The organism is Psychrobacter sp. Sarcosine-02u-2 (assembly GCF_002836335.1).
In the GTDB taxonomy this organism is placed as follows: domain Bacteria; phylum Pseudomonadota; class Gammaproteobacteria; order Pseudomonadales; family Moraxellaceae; genus Psychrobacter; species Psychrobacter faecalis.
The window spans coordinates 1-19,400 of sequence record NZ_PJBX01000174.1 but is presented as its reverse complement, the minus strand read 5'-3'; the positions used below and the strand labels follow the sequence as shown (position 1 = coordinate 19,400).

General features: G+C 43.5%; 11 protein-coding genes. 2 read left to right on the top strand and 9 right to left on the bottom strand.

The genetic code is table 11. From position 1 onward, the window contains the following. Positions 1-162: 162 nt before the first annotated feature. The gene (locus CXF58_RS10945; RefSeq protein WP_102077524.1) at positions 163-717 is read right to left on the bottom strand and encodes a fasciclin domain-containing protein; all 555 of its coding nucleotides are present in this window, start codon (positions 715-717) and stop codon (positions 163-165) included. 898 nt (positions 718-1,615) lie between these two features. Between CXF58_RS10945 and metH the strand changes: the two genes are divergently transcribed. Beyond that, positions 1,616-5,272 carry a methionine synthase gene (metH, locus tag CXF58_RS10940; RefSeq protein WP_416375579.1) on the top strand — a complete coding sequence of 1,219 codons (3,657 nt, stop codon included), beginning with the start codon at positions 1,616-1,618 and terminating at the stop codon, positions 5,270-5,272. Positions 5,273-5,486: 214 nt separating this feature from the next. Continuing rightward, a complete protein-coding gene (locus CXF58_RS10935; protein ID WP_102077522.1) occupies positions 5,487-6,416 on the top strand; it encodes a bile acid:sodium symporter family protein in 930 nt (309 codons plus the stop codon). 257 nt (positions 6,417-6,673) lie between these two features. Here CXF58_RS10935 and CXF58_RS10930 read toward each other — a convergent pair whose 3' ends face one another. The 8 genes from CXF58_RS10930 to CXF58_RS10895 all read right to left on the bottom strand — a co-directional run bounded on the left by CXF58_RS10930 (position 6,674) and on the right by CXF58_RS10895 (position 19,329). Continuing rightward, positions 6,674-7,609: an Abi family protein gene (locus CXF58_RS10930; RefSeq protein WP_102077521.1), complete on the bottom strand. Its 936-nt coding sequence runs from the start codon at positions 7,607-7,609 to the stop codon at positions 6,674-6,676. A gap of 39 nt (positions 7,610-7,648) precedes the next feature. Then, on the bottom strand, positions 7,649-7,816 hold the full coding sequence (locus CXF58_RS10925; protein WP_102077520.1) for a DUF2256 domain-containing protein: 168 nt from the start codon (positions 7,814-7,816) through the stop codon (positions 7,649-7,651). Positions 7,817-7,867: 51 nt separating this feature from the next. Next, complete coding sequence (locus CXF58_RS10920) at positions 7,868-8,038, bottom strand: DUF2256 domain-containing protein (protein ID WP_102077519.1); 171 nt, start codon at positions 8,036-8,038, stop codon at positions 7,868-7,870. A gap of 56 nt (positions 8,039-8,094) precedes the next feature. Then, a complete protein-coding gene (locus CXF58_RS10915) occupies positions 8,095-14,238 on the bottom strand; it encodes a DNA repair ATPase (protein WP_102077518.1) in 6,144 nt (2,047 codons plus the stop codon). 282 nt (positions 14,239-14,520) lie between these two features. Beyond that, a complete protein-coding gene (locus tag CXF58_RS10910; RefSeq protein WP_102077517.1) occupies positions 14,521-16,533 on the bottom strand; it encodes a flotillin family protein in 2,013 nt (670 codons plus the stop codon). Positions 16,534-16,680: 147 nt separating this feature from the next. After that, the gene (locus tag CXF58_RS10905) at positions 16,681-17,349 is read right to left on the bottom strand and encodes a DUF1449 domain-containing protein (RefSeq protein ID WP_102077516.1); all 669 of its coding nucleotides are present in this window, start codon (positions 17,347-17,349) and stop codon (positions 16,681-16,683) included. A 339-nt stretch (positions 17,350-17,688) separates the two neighbouring features. Continuing rightward, a complete protein-coding gene (locus tag CXF58_RS10900; RefSeq protein ID WP_102077515.1) occupies positions 17,689-18,699 on the bottom strand; it encodes a PD40 domain-containing protein in 1,011 nt (336 codons plus the stop codon). A 222-nt stretch (positions 18,700-18,921) separates the two neighbouring features. Continuing rightward, on the bottom strand, positions 18,922-19,329 hold the full coding sequence (locus tag CXF58_RS10895; protein WP_228706601.1) for an META domain-containing protein: 408 nt from the start codon (positions 19,327-19,329) through the stop codon (positions 18,922-18,924). Between the last annotated feature and the right edge of the window lie 71 nt (positions 19,330-19,400).

The following is a 19,400-nucleotide window of genomic DNA, read 5'->3' as shown; positions in this document are numbered from 1 at the left end:
TATCATTCACGTATAGCACATCATTGCTAGGCTAAAACCAATCTTCGTTTATAGTCTAGCAATGGTTTATATAGCATCTGAATTTATCCACTACCTAAATAAACGCTGTGACGCTCGTTGATTGCTTATCTAGGTGATAAATTATTTATTTAAGTAATGAGATTATTTAGGCAACAGCACTCTATCAATCACATGTACCACGCCATTACTCGCCGCGATATCTGTTTTTAAAATCTTGGTGGTACGACCATTTTCATCCATTAATCTGCCTTGGGGCGTAATCACCAGCGTGTCATTACTGAGCATGGTGTAATTACCAGGTCTGACGTGTTTTTGATAAACAGGCGTATTGCCTTTGAGCACATGGTAAGTCAAAATTTTGGTCAATAACGGCTTGTTAGCAAATAGCTCAGCCTTGGTCATGCCGGTTTCTTGTAGCGCTTGTACAAAGGCGGCATTGGTCGGTGCCAGTATTGTGTAACTTGCACTGGTATCGGTCAATGCGCCCGCTAGACCTGCTGCTTGCAAGGCTTCTACTAACAGTGAGAAATCAGCATTGCTCTGAGCAATCTGTACCACGTTCATACTGGCAGTAGATTGACTATGCATAGGCGCCTTTGTGGCAGGGGTTTTGGTTGGCATCATATTATTACAAGCGCTAAGGCCGGCAATTGAAAGTGCTAAGGTGCCAAGGGTAGCGATTTTGATCAGTTTCATAACATTGTCCTTAATGATTGAGTAAATGAATGGTTTACTGACTACAATTTATTGATTTTTATTACGGACTTACGGTCAGATTGTCTTTCCTTAGAACCCTTGCCTATCCCGTTTTTAATTCCTAATTGTTAATCACTCATAAATAAAAATTATTAACAGTTACTAATAAGCATTGCTTATGAAACGTCAATCCTTCTGAAATTAAACTAACATATCACAAAGCATTATAAACTTGCGTTTAGGCTAATTTTTGTAGCTTACGTGTAAACCAAAATAGGGTAATAAAGCGCTCACGCAAGTAATTGCTTTTGTTAATACAAATCAAAGCTTTAGGTAATCCTCTATTCAAATGATATTCATTTGTACCACGCAGCGTTATGCAATAGAATTTAAGGTTATGACGGTACTTTTAATACCATGCTAATTTCGTACAACGATAGTTGGTCATAGCAATAAGTTATTGATATGTTTGAATACGATGCCGTCAGTGATAGTGCCAAAATGGAATAAGCGGAGTAAGCACAATCCCGCGAGTAATAGCCGTTTCGTGCTAGAATAATCCAGATTTGCTTATCGATTTTTAAGCCAACGTTTTGTCAATCGTATTGTTTTATACGCCCTATTTTATCAGTAGCTAACTTAGTAAGCTCGCCCTAAAAAACTTTGAACGACTTTATTTTTTCCTTTTCTTATCTTGACTCTAATAAGCAGCGCTCCTATGACTCAAAACACCACCACTCCACCGACCTGTTCTCATAATCATACTGGTGTCGCCAATACCAATACAGCCAATGCCACCAATGTATCAAGCACGGCTAGTGACTTTATTTTGACGCCGCCTGCTGTATTTCCTTATAAAGAACAGCAGTTAACCGCGCGCGCACGCCTCACCGAGCAGATGGCGGCGCGAATTATAATGCTAGATGGTGCGATGGGTACCCATATTCAGACCTTTAAGTTAGAGGAAGCCGATTATCGCGGTGAGCGTTTTGCTGATATTGAGCAAGACGTGCGCGGTAACAATGATTTGTTGGTGCTCACGCAGCCGCAGATGATTAAGGAGATTCATAGCGCGCATCTGGCCGCAGGCGCGGATATCATTGAAACCAACAGCTTTAACGGTACGCGCTTATCAATGGCCGACTACGATATGCAGCATCTCGTGCCAGAATTGAATAAAACCGCTACTAAAATTGCCCGCGAAGCTGCTGATGAATACACCGCTAAGACCCCAGAAAAGCCGCGCTTTGTCGCAGGCGTAATTGGGCCGACGTCGCGTACTTGTTCGCTGTCACCTGACGTCAATGACCCCGCCTTTCGTAATATCACCTTTGATGAGTTGGTGCTTAATTATCGCGAGGCGACATTAGCTTTAATAGAAGGTGGCGTTGATATTCTATTAATCGAGACCATTTTTGATACGCTAAATGCTAAAGCAGCCATCTTTGCGGTGACGGGCGTGTTTGATGATATCGGTTTTGAATTACCGATTATGATTTCGGGGACAATTACCGATGCTTCAGGTCGGACGCTTTCAGGTCAAACGGCTGAGGCGTTTTATAACTCGATTCGTCATGCCAAACCGCTATCTGTTGGCTTTAACTGTGCGCTTGGTGCTGATGCACTGCGTCCGCATATTCAAACCCTATCAAATATCGCCGATACTTATGTCTCCGCCCATCCAAACGCAGGTTTGCCCAATGAATTTGGTGAGTACGATGAAACACCGGAGCAAACGGCTGCCCTGCTTGAAGGTTTTGCCAAAGCTGGCATTCTAAATATCGTCGGCGGTTGCTGCGGTACTACGCCTGAGCACATTCGCCTGATTGCGGAGATGGTCGCCAATTACCCACCGCGCGTGATACCTGAAATCCCTCCTGCTTGCCGCTTATCGGGACTTGAGCCATTTACCATTACCCCCGAAAGCTTATTCGTTAACGTCGGTGAGCGTACCAACGTGACGGGCTCAAAGAAATTCCTACGTTTAATCAAAACCGAGGCCTATACCGAAGCACTCGATGTCGCGCGTGACCAAGTTGAGGGTGGCGCACAAATCGTCGATATCAATATGGACGAGGGCATGCTCGACTCCAAGCAAGCGATGATTCACTTCGTCAATTTGGTCTCTGGTGAGCCGGATATCAGCCGCGTGCCCTTGATGATTGACTCATCAAAATGGGACATTATCGAAGAAGGACTTAAACGCATTCAAGGTAAATCCGTCGTCAACTCTATCTCGTTAAAAGAAGGCCATGCTGAGTTCGTCGAACGCGCCAAGCTTTGTATGCGCTATGGCGCAGCGGTCATCGTCATGGCGTTTGATGAGGACGGTCAGGCCGATACCTATGAGCGCAAAATCGAGATTTGTCAGCGCAGTTATGATGTCTTGGTCAATGAAGTCGGCTTCCCTAGCGAGGATATCATCTTTGACCCGAATATCTTTGCGGTTGCAACCGGTATTACCGAGCATAATAATTACGGCGCTGACTTTATCAATGCCACCAAATGGATAACCGATAATTTACCAAACGCCATGGTATCGGGCGGCGTCTCCAACGTGTCGTTTAGTTTCCGTGGTAACCCGATTCGTGAAGCCATCAATTCAGTCTTTCTATACCATGCAATTCAAAACGGCTTAACCATGGGTATCGTTAACCCAGCCATGCTAGAGGTTTATGATGATATTCCGAAGGAAGCTCGCGACGCCATCGAAGATGTGATGCTCAACCGCAATCAAGGCGAGAGCGGTCAAGAGGCGACCGAACGTTTGATGACCATCGCTGAAAGTTATCAAGACGGCGGTAAGAAAAAAGACAGCACCGTCGATATGTCATGGCGCGAAGGCACGGTCGAAGAGCGCATTGCCCATGCACTAGTAAAAGGTATCACCACCTTTATCGACGCCGATACCAAAGAGGCGTGGGAGAAATATCCTAAGCCACTAGAAGTCATCGAAGGGCCATTAATGGACGGCATGAATATCGTCGGCGACTTATTTGGCGCGGGTAAAATGTTCTTACCGCAAGTGGTAAAATCTGCCCGCGTCATGAAACAATCGGTTGCGTGGCTGAACCCGTATATCGAAGCCGAAAAAGTCGAGGGCGAAAAGAAAGGCAAAATCCTCATGGCAACGGTCAAAGGTGATGTCCATGATATCGGTAAAAACATCGTCGGTGTGGTGCTTGGTTGTAACGGCTACGAAATCCTCGATCTTGGCGTGATGGTACCGTGTGAAAAAATTCTTGATACCGCGCTTGCAGAAGAAGTTGATATCATCGGTTTGTCAGGTCTGATCACCCCAAGTCTTGATGAGATGGTCTATGTTGCCAAGCAAATGCAAGAACGCGGCATGACCCTACCCTTAATGATTGGCGGCGCAACAACTTCTAAAGCGCATACCGCCGTTAAAGTCGAACCGCAATATCACAATGATGCGGTTATTTATGTATCAGACGCCTCACGCTCAGTTGGCGTCGTCACTAAGCTGCTATCAAAAGAGCACCGTCAAGGTCTCATCGATGAGACGCGTGAAGAGTACATCAAAGTACGTGAACGTCTTGCCAAACGTCAACCGAAAGCGGCGAAAATATCTTATGCTGATTCGATTGAGCTTGGTTTTCAGTACGATTGGGACAACTATGTACCGCCAGTACCAAATAAGCTAGGTCAAGTCATCCTTGATGATTACCCAATTACCAATATATTGCCTTATATCGATTGGACGCCGTTCTTTATCTCTTGGGGACTCGCGGGTAAATATCCAAAAATCTTGCAAGATGATGTCGTTGGCGAAGCGGCGCGCGATTTGTTTGATAATGCCAATGACTTGATGCAAAAGATGATTGATGAAAGGTTAATCGTTGCCAAAGGCGTCTTTAAGCTCATGCCAGCCCGTCGTACCGGTGCCGATACCGTCACCGTCTATGACAAAGCACCGAATGAGGGCGGCACGGCAGAATATCAATTTGAGCACCTGCGTCAACAGTCAGATAAAGCCAGCGGCAAGCCAAACTTTAGCTTGGCAGACTTTATCTCGCCATCAGATGCTCATACCGACTATCTTGGTGGTTTTACCGTCTCTATCGTTGGCACAGAGGCGCTTGCTGAACAGTACAAAGCAGCTGGTGACGACTATAATGCCATTATGGTACAAGCCTTATCTGACCGCTTAGCCGAAGCCTTTGCCGAACATCTACATGAGCTGATTCGTAAAGACTATTGGGGTTATCAAGCTGATGAGTCCTTAACCAATGATGAGATGATCAAGGAAAAATACGTCGGTATCCGCCCAGCACCGGGCTACCCTGCCTGCCCTGAGCATACGGAGAAAGGCAAGCTATTCGAATGGCTAGGTACTACCGATGCCATCGGTACGATATTGACAGAAAGCTATGCGATGTGGCCGGGCTCATCGGTTAGTGGATTTTACTACTCGCATCCTAATAGCGAGTACTTTAACGTCGGTAAAATCAGCACCGATCAGTTAGAGAGTTATGCTGAGCGTAAAAGTTGGGATATGAAAACGGCTGAGAAGTGGTTAAATCCGAATTTGTAGTCGATTGGTTAATGCTATTATAGAAACCTGATAGTTATTTTTTGGCTTACTCATTTAATATGGGTAAGCCATTTTTTATAGTATTTCATTTTGCCCACCTTCAGCAAACTTATCGCTAAGTTAATAGCAAAATACTTTTATCATTTACTAACAAGAACCATGCTAGATTATTGTCTATTCTATTATTTTTATCTTTGTGAGATAGGCATAGGCTATGAATCAGATTGCATTACTTTCTAGTTGGATTGGCAAAACCTTTGCAATCTGGGCATTGGTCAGTGCTGTTTTGGGATTTATTTTTCCTGAATTCTTTGCCTCATTGGCTTTTTTGATCGTTCCCATACTTGGCATCATTATGTTTGGGATGGGCATGACACTCAAAACGGAAGATTTTCTAGAAATTGTCAAACGCCCCAAACCTGTACTGGTAGGATTGTTGGCACAGTTCACGCTCATGCCGTTGATCGCTTACCTATTAACGGTCATTTTCAACCTTGATCCTTTAATCGCGGTCGGTGTCATCTTGGTTGGCTGTTGCCCTGGCGGAACGTCTAGTAATGTGATTACGTTCTTAGCCAGAGGTGATGTGGCATTGAGTGTGGCGATTACCTCTATCTCTACCCTACTTGCACCTTTTCTGACCCCTATTCTGCTCAGTGTTTTTGCGGGTCAGCTGATTGATATCGATTTGGCCAGTATGATGATAACCATTACAAAAATCGTAATCTTGCCCATATTGCTAGGTGTTATCTTTCATAAATTTTTGGGTAAAAAAATCGATTTCGTCACCGAGGTATTACCAATGGTATCGGTATTGGGTATTTCCATTATTATAGCGGCGGTGGTTGCCGTGTCTAAAGCGACTATTCTAGACAGCGGTGCTATCGTGTTTATCGTGGTTGCCTTACATAATATGACCGGTTATGCCTTGGGGTATTTGATCGCCCGTTTGTCTGGCTTTACGGAGAGACAACGCCGCGCGATTATGATAGAAGTGGGCATGCAAAACTCTGGTCTGGGCGCTGCCCTTGCGGCAACTTATTTCAACCCTGTCGCGGCCTTACCTAGCGCAATCTTTAGTGTATGGCATAACTTTAGTGGTGCGTTAGTTGCGAATATCTTTGCTAAAAAAGATGCTAAGTGAGTGTTTGTTTTATAAGTTGCGGCCTTATTATAAATACTTTAAATTTGATAAAAATATTTAAGATTAGTTGGATAAATAATATTGATATTAGAGTACAAAAAACTCTGGAAAACGTTTAAACTCGAATTAGCAAACAGTTCATTTTCTTCTTGCTCTTACTATAAATTTTAGGTATAATGCGCTCAACAGCACCGCCACCTCTACTTACTGAGCATGTCTCGATAAGAAATGTGGCGGTCTTCTTTTGTCTCAATACTTTACAAGTTCCAATCTTCCCAACTTTTTAATCCCATGTCTTCCTCAGAAATCGCCTCATTGGCAACTATTGGAAAGTTCAAGAGTAATAACTCAACTCGCTTATCCCATGTTGCACATGGATTTATAATACTTAGAAAATGCTTCATAAGACATAAGTAGAAAAATATCTTCCTTCTATCTAAGTCATGCCAAGGTTTTATATCTTTTGATTTTTTAGCTGGCTTAGGTATATTAGTGTTCCATAGTCTAGAGTGGTGAGCACAAATATTCCGGACGATATTTAATGAATGTATCCAACTCGTAAATACATCCTCACTAGTTTCATATTTTTCTGCAATTTGCTGACGATGCTTATATTTAAGTCCTGAATACAGTATAGATATAGAACCAAAATCAATTACCTCTACTGCTACCCAGATAGGTATGCCATTGTAATATTGAAGATGATGCTGAATTAATGCCTGTTTCTTGGAACGCTTGATTTGTTGATGATAATGCTCTAACCAAATTTCATGTTTAGATTTACCAAGACGTTTATCATATCTTGTAAAATCTCCATCTAAGAATTTTCCATACAAATGAGCTTGAGGGTCTGAACGACCCAATAGATACGCAACTTCAGTTCTAATAGCCATTTCAATACGCTCTAACGCATCTAGGCATATCAATCTCAACTTTTTGTCAAACTGATAAATATTTAACACATCATTGAAACATGTATTTTCTACGAAGAAATCATCTCGTTTTTTATGACTAACTGGCAAACGAAAAGGATACCAGTAGCCACTTAAACGGTAATAACCTATGCATGAAAGATAATGTTTGGAACGTTCAAAATCCTCAATAACTAATCCTCTACTTTGCAAAATATTTAACTGTTGCTCAAAAGTATTCCAAATTTTTAGAGAGCGTTTTTCATTAGTGTGAGATGACATATTGAGACCCAATCTTAGAGTAGATTAATTTTTTGGCTTTTAAAAAGTAGATAATAACTTAGTTACTCTCACCTTTTCACCTCGCCGACACCGCTCAGAACAATAAATCACCTGCTCCCAATCCTTCTCCCACTTTTTACGCCACGTAAACGGGCGCTGGCAGACGGGGCAGGTTTTTTGCGGTAGGTTTACTTTTTTATGTGCCATCGTCTGCTCCTTTCTGCCGTATATCTAACATCTATGGTTAATGTTTACTGCCTACTTAGCTTCTTTTTGATGATCCAGCCCTTCATACTTTTTAACGCGTCGGCATTGGTCGGAGCAATAGACCATGCTCTCCCAGTTTTTATCCAGCTTCTTAGTCCAACTAAACTCGCGCTCGCAGACAGGGCAGAGTTTTTTGCGGACGTTTTTCTTTTTGTGCGCCATATTTTTCTCATTGGTTTGTTTGATGCATCAATAGTTTACCTCTCTTATCAATACGACTATTCATAATCATCAAATATTTTGTTCAGCCTATTAAGACTATTGACGATAAGTTTGCCAGATTGATCGGTGCTGCTATCAATTGCCAACTTCTCGTCCATTCGCATCGTCAGTGGCGCAAGCGCCTCTTTAAGTGCGTTTGCCATCAGTACAGTCTGTTGATGAATATCAGGGATATTACTATCTATTGTTTTATTCTCATCACTCTTAGATAAGGTTTCAGATAATCTATCAGCCATTTTTTGCGCCAGTTGTTCAACGGCGTCAACCAGCTGTACCATCAGTGCTTTTTGCACGTCTTGGTTTTGCTTGAGATACTCGCTTTCCGCCTTTCCAATATTATGATCATGCTTATAGATTTTTATCAGCTGATTCATACTTTTTTCAAAGCCATTATCGATGCTGTCGCTGACGACTTTGGCATTGCTAAGGACGCTATCGGCAAGGATTTTCTGTGCTTCTAATTGGTTATCGAGTTGCACTTGTTGTGCCGCTTCTCGTAAGCGAGCGATTTGCTCTGGATTATTTTGCGTGAGGTACGTTTCAAACTGGCTGCTAATAGCATTAAAGCCACTCGCCAAGTCGACCAATTGAGCGACAATGCGCGCGCCTGTATCACCGTCTTCGCCGCCCATGGCTTTATTGCGTAAGAAGTCAGCCTTGATTTGCATCCAACGTGTGGCTTCCGCTTCAGTCAAGACACCGCGTATCTCAGCGAGCTTCAGTAGATTGCTTTCTGCGCCTTGGGTCAATAGCTGCGACTCGCCTAGATAATGATCATCGATTAGCTGATTCAGCTCGTTCTCATTCATGACTGCCGAGAGTTTTTCAGTCATCTTATTCATATTACGGTAACTGCCTTGCAGCTTAAATATCGGCTCAACGCGATATTTATCATCCTGCGAGGCGGACGTAATATAGGCTTGGTTGACATCGAGAATAACTTTTTGCACGGTAAACATATGGCGCAAGATGGCGATAACCTCATTAATCTCCGAGGTGCTATAGGGATAAGTCAGCTCGCTGCTTTGTGCTTGGGCAAGATTGGTATTGTCTACCTTTGCCATCTTTATAAGACGATGAACATCGCTCAAATCACGGTTGGCAAGGGGCGCTAATACCGCGTTAGAGGTGAGCGAATTTTCAATATAGCTGAGAGCGAATATCTCTTCCATACCGCTCATGATATCGCCTAAATTGTAGATATCGGCGCGGTTGGCAAGCATATCAGGTACTTTAAACGCTTCGCCACTTTCGGTATATGGGTTACCCGCCATGACCACGCAGAACTTTTTACCACGCATATCATAGGTCTTGGTCTTGCCTTGCCAGACGCCATCGATACGGCGTGTACCATCGCCAAGTGAGATGAATTTCTGCAAAAATTCTGCATGGGTATGCTGAATATCATCGAGATAAAGCATGACGTTATTGCCCATCTCAAAAGCTAAGTTAATTTTATTCAGCTCTTCGCGGGCGGTGGCATTGGGTGCTTTTTCGGGATCTAAAGACGTCACATCATGACCGAGTGACGGACAGTTAATCTTCATAAAGATGAGACCAAGACGGTTCGCAACGTATTCCATCAAGGTGGTTTTACCGTAACCTGGCGGCGATATCATCATCAGGATACCCATCAAATCGGTACGCTTATCTTCGCCAACCGTGCCCATTTGCTTGGCGAGATTATCACCGATAAGTGGCAGATAGCTTTCATTAATCAGACGGTTACGTACAAATGAGGATAACGGACGCGGCATAAATTCATCAAGTCGCAACGTTTCTTTTGATGTATTTAAAATCTCTGAGCGCATCGCTAGATAGCGCCGATAAGCAGGAATAACTTGGGTGTCGTGATGATGCAAACGACTTAAGAAATCATCAACGGCAAAGGTTAAGGTTTGCTGATGAATGCGCTCATGCTCACCTAGCAAATTATTGACTTGAATTTCAAGCGAGACCTTACTTATGCGACGCTCGAAGCTTTGCGCTTGATTAAGTGGGTTATTGAGGCTGGTTAACGAGGTCGATAAAGAGGGCGTCGAAAACGAAGTGCTCGTTGCGCCTTTATTAATACTATCAAAGCTTACCCCTGACTCGATAAGATGCTGTACCAAATCTTTTCTTTGAGTATCATTTAGCTGAGTAAGTAAAACAGCAATTGCTTCGGGCACGTAATGACGATCACTTGCCAATTGCTGTTGGCGTAAGATATTTTCTTCATCGATTTTTGCTTGCTGATCTTCGCTAAGTGCATTGTCACCGCTTGCATGGCTCTGACTGTCAGCTATTTTATCATTGCCATAAGTTTGATCGATCAGCGCATAAAACCATGTGGCTAGTAATTCATAGGCTGATTTTGGCTGTAAACCAAGCTTGCCAATCGAGTACTGTAGTTGCTCAAAACCCATGTTATTTTGCGCATTGGCTGACGCGCTATTTAGTGTTTTGCTCAATAGCTCACATAACTGCTGCGCTTGTTGGCTGGTCTGCCACTCGATATTGCCATTGGGCGTAGTAACTTGCCCCATAACACTGACCAAATATTCACAAGCTTGCTGCACGTAGCCTTGCTGAAAGACAGTCGTATTACTAACCATAGCGGGTTGATGAATTTGGCTAATCTTTGAAGCTGAGCCGTCCTCTAAAGCAAATTTATCGGCGTTATAAGCGGCAACAAAGCTCTGCATCACATGCGTCATATCTTCAACCAGCAATGCTTTTGCAGTATCGCTGCCCAGGCTTCGATGCAATTGTTCAGCTGTAATGGCTCTATCTTGCCAGTTATGTACCCGCGTCAGTACCAGCTCATTTAACCAAGTATCATAACCAAATTGACGTAGCGCTTCTAAGCCGAGCGCTTTGGTTAAACTTAACTGCCAGTAAAATAGTTGCGCCAACGCCCGTACTTGCGGGGTATAAATCAGTAGCCCAGCTTCACGTAGGGTGGGTAATATTTGTAGCAATAACAGCGTCGCATCATGGTCATGAATACCTTTGTCATAACCGAGCTGATAACGCGGCGTGGCATAGGCCCTGACGAGTTTAGGTAGCGGACTGTCCTCATCTATCTCACCCTTGCTATCGAAGGTTAACCGCGTCGCATCATAGGCCTGATATAAACGCGCTTCCGTCAAGCCGTCTTGGCTTTTTTTGGCACTTTCGATAATGCTATACGCCAAGTACTCAGCGCGATAAACGGTGTCAGACTCAGAGGCGATATTGATATCCCAATAAGGGCGCAAGGCATTTAACTCAGCATTATTGAGCACTTCATAATAATCGGTGCCTGTTAGATGCAAATTGAGCACACGCTTGCCATCTGACTGCTGACGACTGAGCAACGTTAAATCTAAAGGCTGAGTATTAACCGAAAAGCGGTGTTTGCCCAATTTAATAATCTGACCGCCATCTTCGAACAAGTCAGACTTATCTTTTAGACTCTTATAACTCTCAACTTGTATGGCTTTTAAGCGCGCATCAATATCATCGGCTTTGACACTAAAGCCCATCGCTTGCAAGTTCTTAGCGATAGCGCGTACTTTTTGGACTAAGCCATCTGAGGCAAAATAGGTATTGAGCGCTTCTTCTTCCTTAAAGCCAGTGACGCCTGTGCTCTGCGTACGCTTTTTGATACTCTCAAGCATCCGCAGCGCACCATCCCCTAAGTTCTGGGCTTTACGATTTCGGGTATCAAGCAGCTGCTGTTTATGATTTTCAAAGGTTTCGTAAATCTCTTCACGCTTGGCTATGATATCTGCTAAAAACTGATCACCACTACCGCTCTCTGGATCAGCGAACTGGCTTTCTAGTTCTTCTAGCTGTACCAGTAATTTCGCCATTTGCTCGTCGGATTTCTCAGGCGTATTGGCAATCGACAAGGCATTAGCAATGGACTGACCAAATAGCTTAAACTGCGCGCCAAATTGCGCGACTGCTTCGGCAGAACCTAAGTTTTTACGCTTATGATTAAGCTTGGCTTTGCTTTGATTGAGACTCGAATAAATGGTCGATATGTCATCGATAATTTGGGTGCGTACCGTGGCATCGGCAACATCTAATGTGCCTAATAGCTCGGTCAATAAATCTAAGCCTTGTGCTGTCTCATCAATTTTATCTAGTACTGGCTTTAGCTCGCTATTGGTTTCAGCAGCATTTAAGCGTTCGCTGACCTCTGCTAATATGTCTTCGTAGCTTGATAATGCTTTGTCTTCACTTAAAAATAAGACGGTTTTTTCGGCGAGCTCGCTTTCTGCTGCTTCTAACTGTGTTTGCAATGCCTGTAGCTTAGCTCTATCTAAGTAACGCAAGTCCTCCAAGCTGACCAGGCGGCCTTTTTGTCGTCTTAACGCCGACAGCTGCTCCACATAATCACCGGCAGACTCAAAGGTGGTCACACGTATTTGCCGTAATATCTCATTTTGCTGCGTATCGGCATCGGCTAACGCCGTTTGGGTTTGCTTTTGGATGCTTTGTACTTTGGCAAACTCATCAATGACCAATTCAGCAGTCGCCGTTACGTCCTTAATACTACTGGCAACGTCATTAAGCTCAGGGTCAGACAACCAGTAATAGCTATCAAAGAGGCGGCTGGTATTATCCGCTAGCTCCTCATAGAGTTTTTGTGACACGCTTTGATTATCAATCAGGCGGGTGATGCTATAAAGGTCGGAGATACCCCGTACCAATTCTTTATTGCCAATTTTGCCATAAAAACTGCTGCTTTCAGGCAACTCACTGACATACTCAGGTGACGCATAAGGCGTATGCCATATCTGCATCGGGTGAATGCGTGACGGCTCACTTTGGTCATTAAATAGTACCAAACGCCCATTGTCTGCCAATGCCATACCATTGCAGTAAATGGGATTTGCCAATTGTTTTTTAATAAGGTTGTAAGGAAATAACCCTGTGATACCTAAAGCGACATCGTAAAATAAAAACAACACGTCTTCACCATTGGGCGATACGATTTTACGTTTAAACTTTAAGTCATTAGCACCGACATTATTGGCATCGAACAGCTTGTACTCACCCGTCTGTAGATAATAACCGCCGGGAAATATAATACCGTGATCTTCAGGCAGCTGTACACACGACTGCCCAATTGCATCTAAACGCAATACGGCTTCAGTCAAGGTGTTATAAACAAAATAACGATAACTGTCTTCGCGATACGGCAGTATTTTCAGCAGTATTAAACTGCCAACTTTGGCATAAGCAATTTCAGCGTCAGTCAACGACTGGGTGCGATCATTCACAGGCTCGCTATAAATACCCTGCCCTGATTGAGTATTATCCTCAATCTTAATGGTCAAATCGCCACCAATGGTTTCTACAAAGATGGTATCTAAGATATTCATATGTGGATATTTACCATTGACCATCTGCTCACGCGTGGTATCTACCCAATCAAAATCGTAAGCAGGAGGCAACTCGATATCACGCTCGCCTCGATTGTCTACGTAGGCAATTTGGGCTGACTCTGGTGTGCCTTGGCTAAAATCTAGAGCAAAACGAAAGACGCGAATATCGGTGATACGCTCGCCAATTTGAAAGGCCAATAGCAATTTGCTGTCTTTGACGGTCAGCTGAATCAGGCGCGTGTGCTTGTAATAACGATATAGCTCATTAAAATCTTGGACAAATGCCTCTTGATCTAAAAAGGTATTTTTTAGATCCACTTCTTCCAGCTGATATTCTTGCTCAGCGCTTTCCTTATCCATGCTATCGTTACTATCGAGACCATTCTGCTGACTTTCATCACCACCATTTTTATTAGTAGGCTCTATCAATCGATATAGCGACAACACATCTTTGATATTACTCGCCCGCTTTAGCCCCATAAAGACGTTGTAGCCAAATAACAGATAGTCGCCCACTTGTACCATATCTTGCGCCACACAGTTGTATTCGGTACGAATACGGGTGCGGGCGATGACTTGCATCTGCGTGCTGCCAAACTCTTGCAGACGCGCATGATTCAGCTTAGCGGTCTGTTGCTCTAGCCGACTACCCTGCTCAATAAGACGCTTTTTAATAAGCTCATAAGCATTACCTGAAGCGACCGCTTGATCCGTTTGCTCGGATTGATTTTGGCTATTGGTGTTATTTGAATTGGTTGCGTTTTGCGTATCCGCCATCGTTGCTCGTCCATTTTTAGGCAATCAGATAAATCTAAGGTTTTTCGAACTAAAGAAGCACTTGGCTCATCTAAAAAAACGAGTGGTTACCGCTGGTTTTTTTAGATGAGCCATCTCTAGTCAACTCATGGTTAATAGTAGTCATTAACTACTGCTATGTTAAAGCGTTTAGATTGAGTTGGTTAAAACAATCCGCCACTTAAGTGACAGATTGCTTATTAATGAAAAGTTATGGGTCAAATCTTGCTGATAATAAATCAGTCATGTCGACTAATGATGTTACTAAGCCGTTTCATCATCATTCTGCTTGTTCGCTTTGGTTATTACTTGATTGGCCATCATTGTATTGATAATGCCGCTTAACGTATCTGACTTGCCAGCGAGACCATCAATGGCTTTACCGATAGATAGCGACTTAGCAAAGTTATCGAAGAAGTGCGCTTCGCCACCAACGATATCGATTTTGGCTTTTTGTAGCGCGACCGCCAAGACTTCAGCATTTTCTTTGGCAATCTCTTTACCGGCTTCAATTGATGCCATGGCTTCTTGTAGCGCAGTTTCAAGTCCCATACGGAACTCCTCGTGCTCGCGTGCTTCCTTGCTCATACTACCCATAGCATTGAATTTCTCGACCAAACCATCTGCTTCGGCTTGGAAATGCGCACGGGTAACTTCCGCTTTTGCCAGCCCAACTTCACGTTCCGCCTTGGCATTTGATTCACCACGAGCGGCAATCACTTGCGCGTTTGCCATACCGATGTCACGCTCGGCTTTGGCATTAGACTCACCGCGAGCGGCGATAATCTCAGCATCAGCCATACCTTTTTCACGTTCTGACTGCGCTTCCGCTTGACCAGTCGCTTTGATAATATTAGCCTTGGCAAGTCCTTCTTTTTCTAAAGATACCGACTTGGCTTCTTGAATGGCCGCTTCAGCAAAACCATGCGCAGACTCTTCAGCTTTGATACCTTCCGCCATTTTCATTTTGGCTTCCGATTCTTTGGCAGCTGCCTCAAGATTGGCCGTCGCAAGTGTGGTAATCTCAACCGCTTTATGCTTAGCAGACAACTCTTCTGCTTCAGCCTTTTTCACCTGACGTACTTTGATTTCTTCGGCATCGGCTTCGGCGGCTAGGACACGCGTTTGCTTCGAGCGTTCGGCTTCACTCACTTCGCGAACTTCTTTGATACGCTCTTCTTCTTGTGCGACCGTTTTGTCTACCGCGATACGCTCACGAATGACGTTAGCAATTTCTTTTTTCTCAAGCTCAATGGCGCGTTCAGCTTCAATACGCTGCAAGTCGACTTCCCGCTCACGCGAGACGATTTCTAAATCACGAGCGCGGGTGACTTTTTCTTCTTCAATCACAACGGCACGCAAGCGGTTCTGTCCAGCGACTTCAATTTCACGCTGCTGATTTTCACGCTGAATCGCCAAATCTTGCTCAACCATGATAACGGCTGTTTCGGATTTTTTACGCTCTTCTTCTTCAATTTTGCGAGTTTCAGCGGTTTCACGGGCAATCACTGACGCGATTTCACGGCGCTGTTTGGCTTCAGCATCGGCTTGTTGGCGCTCTAGCTCCAGCATCGCCTCTTTGGTCTCGACGTTTTTCTTCTTAACGGCCAGCTCTTCGTCACGCTCAAGCTCATTGGTGATGACGTTTTGGAAAGCTGTTAGCTGGGTAATCTTTTTGATACCTTCAGCATCCAAAATATTGCTTGAATCGAGTGACGCTTTCGGCGTTTGCTCTAAGTAATCAATCGCCACGTCTTCTAAGACATAGCCATTAAGATCATTACCGATTTCTTGCACGATGCTGTCACGAAACTCGCTACGATTTTCAAAGAGTTTGACGAAATCAATCTGCTTGCCTACTGTTTTTAACGCTTCTGAGAACTTAGCATTAAATAGCTCATTGACGGCAACTTTGTCTGAAGCTCTTTCAACCCCAACCGATTTGGCAACTTTAAGGACGTCTTCTTCTGTTTCATTAACACGCAAGTAAAACGCCACTGTAATATCCGCACGCATATTATCGGCGCAAATTAGCCCTTCTTTACCGCGTCTATCGACTTCTAAGGTGATAAGGGAGATTCTCATCAATTCTTTTTTGTTGATGATTGGCCAAACAAAACCACCATCAAAACGCACGGCGATTTTACTCACGCCATTGATAATCAGCGCTTTGCCCTGCTCTACCTTAAAATAAAAAGCCTTGAGCATTAACAGCGCTGCCATAATAAAAACAAACGCCAGCACCACAACCACGCCGACGATAATGAGTATATCCATATTCATTCCTTTAATGAGAACATTGCAACCAAATTTAAAACAGTTAATACCATACTTAGAAACAAACTATTAGTTATCTCTGTACCGCCAATCAGCCAACTTATAAAGCGAATGGAGAAATGTTATTTATTTCAATTTTAAAGTTATTTATAGCGGCGGTTTATACGACTTTTCTTTTACAGGAGCGACTCGGTAGGTGTTGCTATCTTCTAAATATTCTATCAACGTCACTCTATCACCCTGCCTGAGCAAATCATTATTGATGTCTGAACGGATTTTGAGTATCAAGCCTGCGCCGCCATCATTTACTTCTGCTTCACCATGTTTGTCAGTCACACTCAATGTACGTACCACGGCGATTTTACCGATATTACTAGATGCGTTACGTTTGGGTATTTTGGCGATATTTTTACGGATGGGTGCAATGATCATACCAGTTAGCCACATGGATACGACCAATACAAAAATGAGCGCCCCGGTACCGAATAAATAATACAGAACGCCTGAGTCAAAATACTGGTGTAAAAAGCTCGTATATAAGTAGCTTAATAGCCAACCGATTAAGCTGATTAAGCTTAGTATGATGATGAGTGGCACGCCATAAAGACCAAATTTGAGCATGAGACCAGTGAAAAACGCCGTCGATGACAAGGTAGAAACATCACCATCTGGCTCACCAAAATCTACGCTATCCATATCTGCCATGCCGAGTAATGACACCAGCCAATATAACGTCACAAACATGACAAGCCCCGTAAAAATAATCGTCGGGTACAAACTGATTTTAGTGATAAAAACTAAAAAGGACTCTTGCATAAACCGCTCTCTCCTTTTGCTCGCCTAATCCAAAATTTTGATGACTCAGTTATACGATTTTTTATATGACTGAAAGTTACTCGACGTTTCTTTAATGAGATTTACTTCATTCGGATTTATTCATTCAGCTTCAACTATTGCCTTAGTGCGCAAGACTTTATTTCAGAAATTTTGCTTGTTGTATTTTGAACAATAAGACATTACTGCCATACAATCTTGGGCTATAAGGAATTTAACGTACGGTTATGCGACCTCTAAATCGCAGGTTATTCAATCAACTTATGTTTCTTTGTTAGTGATTATATATACATTCCATTACATAATACATAGGTTTTGCCCTTAACGACCCCAAATGGGTGAGCGCACCACGCCGCCTGTTTTACTACTAATCGCGTAACTTGAGTTTCCAGCTAAAGAATGAATCACTAAACTGCTACCATTTTGACCGCTCACTTGCGAAAGCTTTGTGGGATAGACAGCATACTGTGCAGAAGGCGACAGACGCGCGGGCTCATCAAGTCCTGTCTCTGCTAGATTAACCACTTGCCTTGTAGCCAGTGTCATGACCGCCGCCTTACGACCATTAAGATAGGCTAAATACTGTCCATTCAAGCTCAGTTGCGGGCTGGCTGCATAGCCTGCGGTCGGTATCAATGTCGCCTTACCGGTAGCAAAGTGATAGCGATAAATACTGGGACGACCAGCGCGCACTTTGTCGCTGGTATAGACAAAGCTTTGCCCGTCGCTTGCGTAGCTTGGCTGCACTTCCGTGCTCGCTAAGGTCGTAAGCTGTTTGGTATGACCGTCACTTAAGCGCATCTCATAGATATCAGCATTGCCGCCGACGGTTGAGCTATAAAGCAGTTTTTGCCCGTCAGGCGAAAATGAGGCTGATAAGTTACTGCCCTCGGCATTGACGATTAGATTTTGGGTGTTGCTGTTGCGATCATAAATATAAATCTTTGGAGACTGGCGCGCGACTTGTTTGCTATAGACGAGCATTTGACCATCGGCAGACCACGCTGGCGCATAAATATAACCATTGAGCTGATCTATCAATTGGCGGTCGCTACCATCAGGACGAATACTATATAGCGTTGATATCTTTGCAGCTCCTGCTCCCTGCTCTTCGACATAAGCAATGTGCCCGTGCCGATCTATCGCTGGCATGCGCGCCGTCAGCGGATTACTCGCACTTGTATCAATAGGTGTTTTGGTTGCATGATTCGCTTTAGGCATCGTACTTGGCAACGTCTGACAGCCCGTTAACAAACTAAAAGCCGTTATCGCCGTGATGCCAGTTATTGTGCGTAGGTTGACAGATGATTTTTCTCCAAATATTTCTAACATAAATGACATCCAATAAAATGCTGATAAATACAAAATGAGAGTTTTGATAAGGTTAAAAAGTTGATGGCATAAGAAATATCTTAATGGCTTAAACATTTGACCTTAGCGACTTATGACAGTGTAGCGGAAAGCGTCACGAATTTTAGATAAAAAAATGCCCCACTGTTTAGTGAGGCATTTTTAAATGGTCAGATTTTAAAACGTTTATATTAAACGATTAACTTATTTAGAAACGGCTTTAAAATGAGCCACTTGATTGCTATTAGTAATCGTCAAGATAGGCGTGTTATTGGCATTCTTATTAATGCTATATTTACCTTGTACCGTTGCAAGTGTCGCTGTATCAAAGCTGGCTTGTGGCTCAGGGCACGCCATCATTGTTGATAAAACATTACCGAGTACGACATTGCCATTTACCACACTATAGTTGGCACCCATATTATTGCAGGTATTGATAAAGCTCACGCGGTCATTACCGTTATCTTTAAAAAAATTAAGCGTCAATGGTTTGCTTGGATCAAAGAATAATTGGCTAACTTTGTCGCCATTGGTGCGCTTAGCATCGACAAGCTGCCAGTTATACGCTTGTAGGGCGTCAACAGTAATTGGCTGGGTCACAGGCGCGGTCACGCTAGGTGTGGTTTGGCAGCCGGCAGCAGCAAGTGTACCAACCGCAAGGGTTGCAAATAGTTAAATAAAAT

Bases quoted from the DNA above. Each gene is read 5' to 3' on its own strand.
- CXF58_RS10945 (WP_102077524.1), bottom strand. From the start codon at position 717: ATGAAACTGATCAAAATCGCTACCCTTGGCACCTTAGCACTTTCAATT.
- metH (WP_416375579.1), top strand. From the start codon at position 1,616: ATGGCGGCGCGAATTATAATGCTAGATGGTGCGATGGGTACCCATATT.
- CXF58_RS10935 (WP_102077522.1), top strand. From the start codon at position 5,487: ATGAATCAGATTGCATTACTTTCTAGTTGGATTGGCAAAACCTTTGCA.
- CXF58_RS10930 (WP_102077521.1), bottom strand. From the start codon at position 7,609: ATGTCATCTCACACTAATGAAAAACGCTCTCTAAAAATTTGGAATACT.
- CXF58_RS10925 (WP_102077520.1), bottom strand. From the start codon at position 7,816: ATGGCACATAAAAAAGTAAACCTACCGCAAAAAACCTGCCCCGTCTGC.
- CXF58_RS10920 (WP_102077519.1), bottom strand. From the start codon at position 8,038: ATGGCGCACAAAAAGAAAAACGTCCGCAAAAAACTCTGCCCTGTCTGC.
- CXF58_RS10915 (WP_102077518.1), bottom strand. From the start codon at position 14,238: ATGGCGGATACGCAAAACGCAACCAATTCAAATAACACCAATAGCCAA.
- CXF58_RS10910 (WP_102077517.1), bottom strand. From the start codon at position 16,533: ATGGATATACTCATTATCGTCGGCGTGGTTGTGGTGCTGGCGTTTGTT.
- CXF58_RS10905 (WP_102077516.1), bottom strand. From the start codon at position 17,349: ATGCAAGAGTCCTTTTTAGTTTTTATCACTAAAATCAGTTTGTACCCG.
- CXF58_RS10900 (WP_102077515.1), bottom strand. From the start codon at position 18,699: ATGTTAGAAATATTTGGAGAAAAATCATCTGTCAACCTACGCACAATA.